The 11,447-nt window shown below is 66.6% G+C and carries 8 protein-coding genes; 5 read left to right on the forward strand and 3 right to left on the reverse strand.

Going from position 1 to position 11,447, the window contains the following annotated elements; translation table 11 throughout:
* Positions 1-44 precede the first annotated feature (44 nt).
* The 3 genes from V3B41_RS20270 to fdnG are packed head-to-tail and all read right to left on the reverse strand — an operon-like array spanning position 45 to position 4,685.
* Entirely contained in the window at positions 45-692 is a 648-nt protein-coding gene (locus V3B41_RS20270; RefSeq protein ID WP_049432600.1) for a formate dehydrogenase subunit gamma, read from the reverse strand.
* Entirely contained in the window at positions 689-1,606 is a 918-nt protein-coding gene (gene fdxH / locus V3B41_RS20275) for a formate dehydrogenase subunit beta (RefSeq protein WP_049432603.1), read from the reverse strand. Before fdxH ends, V3B41_RS20270 begins: the two co-directional genes overlap by 4 nt.
* Before the next feature lie 10 nt (positions 1,607-1,616).
* Positions 1,617-4,685 carry a formate dehydrogenase-N subunit alpha gene (fdnG, locus tag V3B41_RS20280; protein ID WP_329861817.1) on the reverse strand — a complete coding sequence of 1,023 codons (3,069 nt, stop codon included), beginning with the start codon at positions 4,683-4,685 and terminating at the stop codon, positions 1,617-1,619.
* A gap of 292 nt (positions 4,686-4,977) precedes the next feature.
* Between fdnG and gmk the strand changes: the two genes are divergently transcribed.
* The 5 genes from gmk (at position 4,978) to recG (ending at position 11,024) form a co-directional block, all read left to right on the forward strand.
* Positions 4,978-5,643, forward strand: coding sequence for a guanylate kinase (gmk, locus tag V3B41_RS20285; protein WP_329861818.1), 666 nt, complete (start codon positions 4,978-4,980; stop codon positions 5,641-5,643).
* A gap of 110 nt (positions 5,644-5,753) precedes the next feature.
* Positions 5,754-6,053, forward strand: a complete 300-nt coding sequence (rpoZ, locus tag V3B41_RS20290) for a DNA-directed RNA polymerase subunit omega (protein WP_005410877.1) — start codon at positions 5,754-5,756, stop codon at positions 6,051-6,053.
* Between the two features lie 105 nt (positions 6,054-6,158).
* Entirely contained in the window at positions 6,159-8,321 is a 2,163-nt protein-coding gene (locus tag V3B41_RS20295; protein ID WP_049432610.1) for a bifunctional (p)ppGpp synthetase/guanosine-3',5'-bis(diphosphate) 3'-pyrophosphohydrolase, read from the forward strand.
* Positions 8,322-8,518: 197 nt separating this feature from the next.
* The gene (locus V3B41_RS20300; protein WP_005410875.1) at positions 8,519-8,905 is read left to right on the forward strand and encodes a RidA family protein; all 387 of its coding nucleotides are present in this window, start codon (positions 8,519-8,521) and stop codon (positions 8,903-8,905) included.
* A gap of 7 nt (positions 8,906-8,912) precedes the next feature.
* Positions 8,913-11,024 carry an ATP-dependent DNA helicase RecG gene (recG, locus tag V3B41_RS20305; RefSeq protein WP_295549960.1) on the forward strand — a complete coding sequence of 704 codons (2,112 nt, stop codon included), beginning with the start codon at positions 8,913-8,915 and terminating at the stop codon, positions 11,022-11,024.
* Positions 11,025-11,447 lie beyond the last annotated feature (423 nt).

Below are 11,447 nucleotides of genomic sequence, written 5' to 3' on the forward strand. Positions count from 1 at the left end.
GTTGGATTGGCCCTGAAGCGGGTGCAGGGCCGCAGGCCCTGCCGCTAGCCCTGTTCCCGCCGCCCGCGCAGGATGTCCCGGAACCACTGCCGGTGGTGCTTGTACGCCCACCCGTAGGTCACCTTGCCCTGGGTCATCGCCCGCACCGACCCCTTGATCCAGATCGCCGCATAGATGTGCACCACGATCGCGCAGATCAGCACCCAGCCGAACAGCGCATGGGCAAGCACCGAGAACCGGATCACCCCGATCGGGAAGAAATGACTGAAGTACTGCCGCCAGATCACGAAGCCGGTCAGCAACAGCGCCGACAGGCAACCGATGATGGCCCAGAACAGCAGTTTCTGGCCGGCATTGAAGCGGCCCACCGGTGGCAGCCGCTCGTCTTCGTTGCGCAGTACATCGCGCATGCCGCGCATCCACTTGCCATCGTCGGCGCTCGGCAGGTTGTCGCGCCACATGCGGAACGCCAGCAGCGCAAAGCCCACCACCATCGCCAGGCCGATGAACGGATGCAGGATGCGCGTCCACGGTCCGCCGCCGAACAGCTGCGTCAGCGGAAACAGGGCAGGGTGGAACAATGCCAGCCCGGACAAGGCTGTCAGTACGAAGCAGATCGCCACGATCCAGTGGTTGATGCGGGTCGGCGCGCGGTAGCGGATGATCTGTCGCGGGTGCGGTGCGTACTTCATGGCCGCTGCTCCTCTTCGATCTTCTTCGCCTCGTGCTCGGCTTCTTCTTCCTCCTCGTCATTGACCGTATTGCGGCCGATGCCGATGTAATGCAGGAACCCGGCGAAGGCGGTGGCGGCGATCGCCAGCACGCCCAAGGGCTTGGCCACGCCCTTCCAGATCTCCACCATCGGGCTGATCCGCGGGTCCTTGGGCAGGTCGGCATACAGCTCCGGCTTGTCCACGTGCTGCAGCACGTACATCACGTGGGTGCCGCCCACGCCCTGCGGGTCGTACAGGCCGGCGTTCTCGTAGCCGCGTGATTTCAGGTCTTCGACGCGGCCGGCGGCATGTTCGGTCATCGCCTGCTTGCTGCCGAAGGTGATCGCGCCGGTCGGGCAGGTCTTCACGCAGGCCGGCTCCTGGCCCACCGCCACCCGGTCCGAGCACAGCGTGCACTTGTAGGCCTTGTGGTCCTTCTTGGAAATGCGCGGCACATCGAACGGGCAGCCGGTCACGCAGTAGCCGCAGCCGATGCAGTTCTCTTCCTGGAAGTCGACGATGCCGTTGGCGTACTGGATGATCGCGCCGGGCGAGGGGCAGGCCTTCAGGCAGCCCGGGTCGCTGCAGTGCATGCAGCCCTCCTTGCGGATCAGCCACTCCAGCTTGCCCTTCTCGTCCTCGTATTCGCGGAACTTCATCACCGTCCACGACTGGTCGCTGAGGTCCGGCGGATTGTCGTAGCTGCCGACGCAGCTGCCGACTTCGTCGCGCAGGTCGTTCCACTCCATGCACGCGACCTGGCAGGCCTTGCAGCCGATGCACTTGCTCACGTCGATGAGCTTGGCGACCTGGCCGGTGTGTGCGCTGCGCGCCTGTGGCGAGGGCGTGGTGGTGGCCGAGCGGCGGATGATGTCCAGCGATTGCAGTGACATGGCGTGTCTCCTACACCTTCTCGACCTTGACCAGGATGCACTTCGATTCGGGCGTCTGCGAATTGCCGTCACCGATGGCATTGGTCAGCGTATTGGCGATGTAGCCGGGCTTGGCTGCACCGAGGAAACCCCAGTGGATCGGAATGCCCACCTGGTGCACGGTCTTGCCATCGATCTGCAGGGCCTTGATGCGCTTGGTCACCATCGCCACGGCTTCGATATGGCCGCGCTTGGAACTCACGCGCACGCGGCTGCCGTTGTTGATGCCCAGCTCGTCGGCCAGTGCGGCGCCGATCTCGACGAACTGCTCGGGCTGGATGATGGCGTTGAGCTTGCCGTGCTTGGTCCAGAAGTGGAAATGCTCGGTCAGGCGGTAGGTGGTGGCCACGTGCGGGAACTCGTCCGGCGAGCCGATCTGCGCCCGGTCGCTGGCGAACACGCGGGCGGCCGGGTTGTTCAGCGTCTGCGCCTGGCCGGGGCTGAGCGGGTTGCTACGCAGCGGCGTGTCGAACGGTTCGTAGTGCTCCGGGAACGGGCCTTCGGCCATGCCGGCCTTGGCGAAGAAGCGGGCGATGCCTTCCGGATTCATGATGAACGGGCCCATGCCACCGGCAGGGTCTTCGTCGGCCTTGAAGTCCGGCACGTCCACGCTGCCCCAGTTCTTGCCGTTCCAGGCCAGCAACGTGCGCCGCGGATCGAACGGCTGGCCGGCCACGTCGCACGAAGCGCGGTTGTACATCACGCGACGGTTGGCCGGCCACGCCCACGCCCAGCCCAGGGTATTGCCGATGCCGGTCGGGTCGCTGTTGTCACGCCGCGCCATCATGTTGCCGGTCGGGCCCCAGGCACCGATGTAGATCCAGCAGCCGGAGGAGGTGCTGCCGTCGTCGCGCAGGTCGCCGAACGCGGCCAGCTGCTCGCCGGCCTTGCGCACCAGCTTGGTCGGGTCCTTCGGGTCGAACACATCCACCAGCGCCTTGCCGTTGTATTCCATCGCCAGCTCTTCCGGCGTCGGTGCCTCGGGGTTGGAATACTTCCAGGCCAGGTCGCGCACCGGTTCCCACCAGGCGCCGCCGTCCTTCTCGTACAGCGCCTTGATGCGATGGAACAGCTCGGACATGATCTCGATGTCGCTGCGCGCTTCGCCCGGCGGGTTGGCACCCTTCCAGTGCCACTGCAGCCAGCGCGAGGAATTCACCACCGCGCCGTTCTCCTCGGCAAACGAGGTGGTCGGCAGGCGGAACACCTCGGTCTGGATCGCACTGGGGTCGACATCGTTCAGCGCGCCGTGGTTCTGCCAGAACGCGATGGTCTCGGTTTCCAGCGGGTCCATGCTGACCATGAACTTCAGCTTGGAGAACGCGCTGATCAGCTTGCCCTTGTTCGGCGCCGAGGCCAGCGGGTTGAAGCCCTGGCAGATGTAGCCATGGATCTTGCCTTCGTTCATCAGCTCGTACGCCTGCAGCATGTCGTACGGCTTGTCGAGCTTGGGCAGGTAGTCGAAGCACCAGTTGTTGTCGGCGGTGGCGGCGTCGCCCCACCACGACTTCATCAGGCTGACGTGGAACTTGGGGTAGTTCTGCCAGAACGACATCTGGTTGGCGCGCAGCGGCTTCTGGGTGCGCTTTGCGATGTACGCGTCGTAGTCCTGCTCGTCCTGTTTCGGCAGGGTCAGGTAGCCGGGCAGCAGGTCGGACATCAGGCCGATGTCGGTCAGGCCCTGGATGTTGGAATGTCCGCGCAGTGCGTTCATGCCGCCACCGGCCACGCCGATGTTGCCCAGCAGCAGCTGCACCATGGTGCCGGCACGCACGTTCTGCGCGCCGATCGAGTGTTGCGTCCAGCCCAGCGCATACAGGATGGTCATTGCCTTGTTCTTGCCGGCGGTGGACGCGATCATGTCCCAGATCTGGCGGATGCTGTCGGCCGGCGTACCGCAGATGCGCTCGACCATCTCCACGGTGTAGCGCGCATAGTGCTGCTTGAGCAGGGTGTAGACGCAGCGCGGGTCCTTCAGCGTCGGGTCGCTGCGCACGAAGCCATCATCGCCGTACACGTAGTCCCAGCTGGAACGGTCGTAGCTGCGCTTCTCGGCGTTGTAGCCCGAATACAGGCCGTCCTTGAAGGCGAATTCGTCCTTCACCAGGAACGACATGTCGGTGTAATTCAGCACGTACTCGTGCTGGATGCGGTCCTCGGTCAACAGGTAGTTGATCAGGCCGCCCAGGAACACGATGTCGGTGCCGGTACGGATCGGCGCGTACACGTCGGCCACCGCGGCCGAGCGGTTGAAGCGCGGGTCGACCACGATCAGGCGAGCCTTGTTGTGTGCCTTGGCCTCGGTTACCCATTTGAACCCGCACGGGTGCGCCTCGGCGGCATTGCCACCCATGATCAGGATCAGGTCGGCATTCTTGATGTCGACCCAGTGATTCGTCATCGCACCACGGCCTAGCGTCGGGGCAAGACCTGCCACCGTCGGGCCGTGTCAGACACGTGCCTGGTTGTCGAATGCCAGCATGCCCAGGGAGCGCACGACCTTGTGGGTCAGCACCGCCGTTTCATTGCTGGTGGCCGAGGCGGCCAGCATGCCGGTGGTCAGCCAGCGGTTGACCGTCTGCCCGGCTTCGTTCTTCTGCACGAAGTTGGCGTCGCGGTCTTCCTTCATCAGCCGCGCGATGCGGTCCAGCGCATCGTCCCAGCTCAGCCGCTTCCACTCGTTCGAGCCCGGCGCGCGGTACTCGGGGTAGAGCAGGCGCGACTTGCTGTGGATGATGTCGGCCAGGCCGGCCCCCTTCGGGCACAGCGTGCCGCGGTTGACCGGATGGTCCGGGTCGCCCTCGATATGGAAGATGCTCGGCTCGGCGTTCTTGGCGCCATCGCCGAGGCTGTACATCAGGATGCCGCAGGCCACCGAGCAGTACGTGCAGGTGTTGCGGGTCTCGGTCGCGCGGGTCAGCTTGTATTGCCGGACCTCCGCGAGCGCGATGCCGGGCGCGAAGCCCATCAAAGCCAGGCTGGAGCCCACCAGGGTTGTCCCGGTGACCTTCAGGAACTGGCGGCGACTCATCGAGGGCATGCCGTTCTCCTTGGATGGCGGGGCGGCACGCAGACCACCCGGCTGTCGGTAGGTACGCGCCGGTTATAGCACAGGCCCCCGGATGCCCATGTGGCACTAGGGCCGGTACCGGCCGGACGGGCGCGAAAAGGGGCCGCTCTGGTAAAGTTGCGTGCCCGCACCCCGGGGAAGCGTCTGCCGGGCCTGGTTCCAGGATGTTCCGCGCAGCCCCCGCCATCCTGGCGCGATCGTCCGCGCCGGATCTGGAACACCGAGGAAAAATTTTGCGAAATCAACCCGTTGGATCCGCCGCATGAGCGCCCCGTCGAAGCCGTCGGACGCCGTTGCGCGCGGCACGCTGTACATCGTTGCCGCCCCTTCAGGCGCCGGCAAGAGCAGCATCGTCAATGCCACCCTGGCGCGTGACTCGCAGATCGCCCTGTCGATCTCTTTCACCTCGCGCGCGATGCGTCCGGGTGAAGTGAACGGCCAGCACTACCATTTCGTCTCTGCGGAAAAGTTCGAGGAAATGATCGCCGCCGGCGACTTCTTCGAGCATGCCTGGGTGCACGGTGACTGGAAGGGCACCGCCCGGCAGTCGGTGGAGCCGCAGCTGGCCGCCGGCCAGGACGTGCTGCTGGAGATCGACTGGCAGGGCGCCCAGCAGGTGCGCCAGCTGGTGCCGGGCACGGTCACCGTGTTCATCCTGCCGCCGTCCAGGCAGGCGCTGCAGGACCGCATGCGCAAGCGCGGCCAGGACAGCGAGGCGGTCATCGCCCAGCGCCTGGGCGCGGCCCGGGATGAAATGCTGCACTTCAACGAGTTCGACTACGTCATCGTCAACGAGGTGTTCGACACCGCGGTGGACGAGCTGTGCGCCATCTTCACCGCCAGCCGCCTGCGCCGGGAGGCCCAGAAGGTCCGCCATGCCGGCCTGATCCAGGCCCTGTTGACCCCGGATCCGGGCGCAACTGACTGATTCCAAAAGAATCGGGTGGGGGTTGGCTTGATTTTGTCCAGCCCCTGCCAGTACACTCCGTCCCCTTTCCCTCATTCGACTGAGCGGCCGACCGGTCGCCGGGAGCCCGTATGGCCCGCATCACCGTAGAAGATTGCCTGGAAGTCGTTAACAACCGTTTCGAACTGGTCATGATGGCGTCCAAGCGTGCCCGCCAGCTCGCCAACGGCGTGCAGGCCACGCTGGACAACAGCGAGACCGAGGACAAGCCGACCGTGCTGGCGCTGCGCGAAATCGCCGCCCGCAAGATCGACAACGCGCTGATCGACGAAGTCGAGAAGGCCGAGCGTGAGCGCGCCGAGCGCGAAGCGCTGGAGTGGGCTGCCGCCGAAGTGGTCGCCGACGAAGACATGTCCAAGAACGACGATTGATCGCATCGATCAACGTCATTGCTGGATCGCCGAACAGCCCGCCCCGTGCGGGCTGTTTCGCATTCAGGATTTGCCGTAAACGTCGCGCTGGAATAGGCTTCGGGCATGAACCCAGGCCCCACTGCCAAGGTCGCCGCAGCCCCCGCTGCCGCCGTACCCGACTACGTCCTCCAGCTTGAACGCGCCGCCCACTATCTGCCGCCGGAACAGCTGCCCCTGCTGCGCCGTGCCTGGGAAGTCGGAGCCTCCGCGCACGCTGGACAGACGCGCAAGTCGGGCGAGCCCTATATCACTCATCCGGTGGCCGTGGCCCAGGTGCTGGCCGAGCTCGGCCTGGACGTGGAAGCGCTGATCGCCGCGATCCTGCACGACACCATCGAAGACACCCCGCTGACCCGCGAGGCGCTGGCCGCCGAGTTCGGCGAAGCCGTGGCCGAGCTCGTCGACGGCGTGACCAAGCTGGACAAGCTGAAGTTCCGCGACCGCCAGGAAGCGGCCGCCGAGAGCTTCCGCAAGATGCTGCTGGCGATGTCGCGCGACCTGCGCGTGATCATGATCAAGCTGGCCGATCGCCTGCACAACATGCGCACGCTGGGTGCACAGAGCCGCGAAGCGCGTGGCCGCATCGCCCGCGAGACGCTGGAGATCTACGCGCCCATCGCCCAGCGCCTGGGCATGAGCCTGGTCAAGAGCGAGCTGCAGAACCTCGGTTTCAAGGCGCTGTACCCGTGGCGCCACGCCATCATCGAAAAGCACATCCGCAGCCAGCCGGTGGTGCGCCGCGAGGCGATGGCGCAGGTGGAAGTGCAGCTGTCGCAGCGCCTGGCCAAGGAGGGTATCGAGCATCGGCTGATCAGCCGCATCAAGACCCCGTGGAGCATCTACAACAAGATGCGCGACGAGAACAAATCCTTCGACCAGGTGATGGACGTGTTCGGTTTCCGCCTGGTCGTGCGCAGCGTGCCCAGCTGCTACCACGCGCTGGGTTCGGTACATGCCACCTTCAAGCCGCTGGATGGCCGCTTCCGCGACTTCATCGCCATTCCCAAGGCCAACGGTTACCAGTCGCTGCATACCGTGCTGTTCGGGCCGTACGGCTCGCCGATCGAAGTGCAGATCCGCACCGAGGAAATGGACCTGATCGCCGAGCGTGGCGTGGCCGCACACTGGACCTACAAGTTCGGCGGCGATTCGCCCAACAGCGCGCAGAGCCGTGCACATGCCTGGATCGTCGAACTGATCGACTCGCAGCGCGCTGCCGGGTCCTCGCTGGAGTTCCTCGACAACGTCAAGGTCGACCTGTTCCCGGACGAGGTCTACCTGTTCACGCCGAAGGGCAAGATCCTGGCCCTGCCGCGCAACTCCACCGCGCTCGATTTCGCCTACGCCGTGCACACCGACGTCGGCAACATGGCCGTGGCCTCGCGCGTGGACAAGAAGCTGGTGCCGCTGCGCACCAAGCTGGTGTCGGGCCAGTCGGTGGAGATCATCACCGCACGCTCGGCCACGCCGAAACCGCAGTGGCTGGAATTCGTGGTCACCAGCAAGGCACGCACCGCCATCCGCCACCAGCTGAAGCAGCTGGAACACGAAGACGCCGTGCAGCTGGGTCACCGCATGCTGGACCGCGCGCTGGAAGCGATGGATTCCTCGCTGGAACGGCTGCCGAAGGGGCGCCTGGATGCGTTCCTCACCGAACACCGCTTCCCGCGCCTGGAAGCCCTGCTGGCCGAGGTCGCGCTGGGCAACTGGATGCCGACCCAGGCCGCGCAGGCACTGATGGCCTACGCCGAACTGCGGGGCGGTCCGCATTCGCGCCACCATTCGCAGGAAAAGATCCTGATCAACGGCAGCGAGCGTGGCGTGGTCACCTTCGCCGGCTGCTGCCAGCCGATTCCCGGCGACGAGATCATGGGCTATCACACCGCCGGCAAGGGCATCGTGGTGCACCGCATGGACTGCCCGAACCTGGCCGAGCTGCGCAAGTCGCCCGAGCGCTGGGTGCCGATCGGCTGGGACACCACCGTGTCCGGCGACTACGACACCTCGCTGGTGGTGGAAGTGGAGAACGGCACCGGCGTGCTGGCGCAGCTGGCCGCCGCCATCGCCCAGAGCCACTCCAACATCGAACGGGTGGACTACCTCGACCGCGACTTCAACGCCGCCGTGCTGGCGTTCAACATCCAGGTACGCGACCGCAACCACCTGGCCGAAGTGATGCGCCGCCTGCGCCGCCTCTCGGTCGTGCAGTCGGTGCGCCGCCAGTAGAGCCACGCCATGGGTGGATGCTTTCTGTAGAGCCGAGCCCATGCTCGGCTGCCTCGGGCTGGAGCAGCCGAGCATGGGCTCGGCTCTACAGACGGCGCATCACATGACCGGATTGCCGTAGATCCACGCCATGCGTGGATGCACCCCCACCCGGTACAATCACCGCTCTGTTTTCCCCCAACGCACCGGAGCGACCCATGTCCCGCCAGATCATCAACACCGAAAAGGCTCCCGCCGCCATCGGCCCGTACTCGCAGGCCGTGCGCGCCGGCAACACCGTGTACTTCTCCGGCCAGATCCCGCTCGACCCGGCCACCGGCGACATCGTCGGCGCCGGTGACGTCGAAGCACAGGCCCGCCGCGCCTTCGACAACCTCAAGGCCGTGGCCGAAGCCGCCGGCGGTTCGCTGGACAAGGTCGTGCGCCTGGGCCTGTACCTGACCGACCTGGGCGAGTTCGCCAAGGTCAACGCGGTCATGCAGGACTACTTCCAGGCCCCGTACCCGGCCCGTTCCACCATCGAAGTCTCCGGCCTGCCGAAGGGCGCCAACTTCGAGGTCGACGCGGTGATGGTCATCGACTGACCGCCACGTGGCACGCAAGGCGGCGGTCACCCCGGTCCTGTCACCGTCCGGCGAAGCATCCCTGGCGATGCTCGCTGGCGTGGGCCCGGCCGTGGCCGCCAAACTGCAGGCGCGTGGCCTGGCCACCCTGCAGGATCTCTGGCTGCACCTGCCGCTGCGCTATGAAGACCGCACCCGGCTGACCCGCATCGAAGACCTGCGCAACGGCGTGCCGGCGCAGGTGGAAGGGCGGGTGGTCGCGGTCGAGCGCGGCATGCGCTACCGGCCGATGCTGAAGGTGGCGGTGGAAGACGAAGGGCAGGGCACCCTGGTGCTGCGCTTCTTCCACTTCCGCCAGCAGCAGGTCGGCCAGTTCGCGGTCGGCAACCGGCTGCGCTGCTTCGGCACGCCCAAGCCCGGCCACCTCGGCCTGGAGATCGTCCACCCCAGCTACCAGGTGCTGGGCCGCAACGACGATCCCGAACTCGGCGACCGCCTCGACCCGGTGTATCCCACCGTCGAAGGCGTGGGCCCGATGACGATGCGCAAGCTGATCGGCCAGGCGCTGGACCGCCTGCCCGAGGAAAGCACGCTGGAACTGCTGCCCAGTGGCTGGCTCGATGGCCTCGGCCTGCCATCGCTGCGCAGCGCGCTGCTGACCGTGCACCGGCCGCCGCCGGATGCCGATCTGGCCGCGCTGGCCGCCGGCACCCATCCGGCCCAGCGCCGCCTGGCGATGGAAGAACTGCTGGCCCACCACCTCAGCCTGCGTCGCCAGCGCATCGCGTTGCAGGCACACCATGCGCCGCCGCTGGCGGGCCCGGGCAAACTGGCCAAGGCGCTGCTGAAGCAGTTGCCGTTCGCACTGACCGGCGCACAGGCGCGCGTGTTCACGCAGATCCGCGAAGACCTCGCACGGCCCAGCCCGATGCTGCGGCTGGTGCAGGGCGATGTCGGCTCCGGCAAGACCGTGGTCGCCGCGCTGGCGGCGATGCTGGCGGTGGAGCAGGGCAAGCAGGTCGCATTGGCGGCACCCACCGAGCTGCTGGCCGAGCAACACCTCAACAACCTGCGCGGCTGGCTGGAACCGCTCGGCGTGCGCATTGCGTGGCTGGCCGGCAAGGTCACTGGCAAGGCGCGCGCCAAGGTGATGGAGCAGGTCGCCACTGGCGAAGCGCAGGTGGTGGTCGGCACCCACGCGCTGATGCAGGAGGCGGTCGTGTTCCAGGACCTGGCCCTGGCCATCGTCGACGAGCAGCACCGCTTCGGCGTGCACCAGCGGTTGGCGCTGCGCGACAAGGGCGCAGGCGGCAACAGCGTGCCGCACCAGCTGGTGATGACCGCCACGCCGATTCCGCGCACGCTGGCGATGTCCGAGTACGCAGACCTGGATGTCTCGGCCATCGACGAACTGCCGCCGGGGCGTACGCCGGTGCAGACCGTGGCATTGAACAACGACCGTCGCCCGGAGCTGATCGAACGCATCGCCCTGGCTTGCCAGGAAGGGCGGCAGGTGTACTGGGTGTGCACGCTCATCGAGGAAAGCGAAGAGCTGGATGCCACCCCCGCACAGGCAACCTACGAATCACTGCAGGCGCTGCTGCCCGGCGTGCGCGTCGGGCTGGTGCATGGCCGCCTGAAAGCCGCCGAGAAGCTGGCGACGATGGTGGCGTTCAAGGCCGGCGACATCGACCTGCTGGTCGCAACTACGGTGATCGAAGTGGGCGTGGACGTACCGAACGCCTCGTTGATGGTGATCGAGAACGCCGAACGCCTGGGCCTGGCCCAGCTGCACCAGCTGCGTGGCCGTGTTGGCCGCGGTTCGGCGGTATCGCGCTGCGTGCTGCTGTACCAGGCCCCGCTTTCGCAGATGGCACGCGAGCGCCTGCAGACCATGCGCGAAACCAACGATGGTTTCGTCATCGCCGAAAAGGATCTGGAACTGCGCGGCCCCGGCGAACTGCTGGGCACGCGGCAGACCGGCCTGGCCGGCTTCCGCATCGCCGACCTCGCCCGTGACGCCGGCCTGCTGCCCGGCGTGCACGACCTGGCCGAGCGCCTGCTGGCCCAGCAACCGGCGCTGGCCGATCGCGTGGTTGCACGGTGGATCGGCACCGCAGTGCGCTACGCCTCGGCGTAATGCACGGGGTCAGATCCCTTTGCGCAGCAAAGGGATCTGACCCCATTCCCGACATGCTCATCCACGCATGGCGTGGATCTACTGTAGAGCCGAGCCCGTGCTCGGCTGCCGTTCGCGCTGCGCGCGTGAGTCGAGCATGGCTCGACTCTACAGACAGCCTTTTCGATCATTTCCATGTTCGTCCACGCATCGCATGGATGTGTCGACCAAGGTCGACACCTACCAAGGCAGGACGCCGTTCCGACAGACTGCAGGGTCTGTCGAAGGCGGGGGGGGGGGGGGGGGGGGGGGGGGGCGGCCGCCGGTGGGTGGCGGCCCCCCTGCTCCTGGCGCCCTTCGGCCCCCCCCCCCCCCCGCCCCCCCCACCCCGCCAACCCCTGGAAATCAGCTTTTGCCGTTGCTGCTGATGTTGCCTCTGCTGTT

This window comes from Stenotrophomonas sp. SMYL89 (assembly GCF_036319985.1).
Lineage (GTDB): Bacteria > Pseudomonadota > Gammaproteobacteria > Xanthomonadales > Xanthomonadaceae > Stenotrophomonas > Stenotrophomonas maltophilia_Q.

Bases quoted from the DNA above. Each gene is read 5' to 3' on its own strand.
- V3B41_RS20270 (WP_049432600.1), bottom strand. From the start codon at position 692: ATGAAGTACGCACCGCACCCGCGACAGATCATCCGCTACCGCGCGCCG.
- V3B41_RS20300 (WP_005410875.1), top strand. From the start codon at position 8,519: ATGTCCCGCCAGATCATCAACACCGAAAAGGCTCCCGCCGCCATCGGC.
- rpoZ (WP_005410877.1), top strand. From the start codon at position 5,754: ATGGCCCGCATCACCGTAGAAGATTGCCTGGAAGTCGTTAACAACCGT.
- V3B41_RS20295 (WP_049432610.1), top strand. From the start codon at position 6,159: ATGAACCCAGGCCCCACTGCCAAGGTCGCCGCAGCCCCCGCTGCCGCC.
- fdxH (WP_049432603.1), bottom strand. From the start codon at position 1,606: ATGTCACTGCAATCGCTGGACATCATCCGCCGCTCGGCCACCACCACG.
- gmk (WP_329861818.1), top strand. From the start codon at position 4,978: ATGAGCGCCCCGTCGAAGCCGTCGGACGCCGTTGCGCGCGGCACGCTG.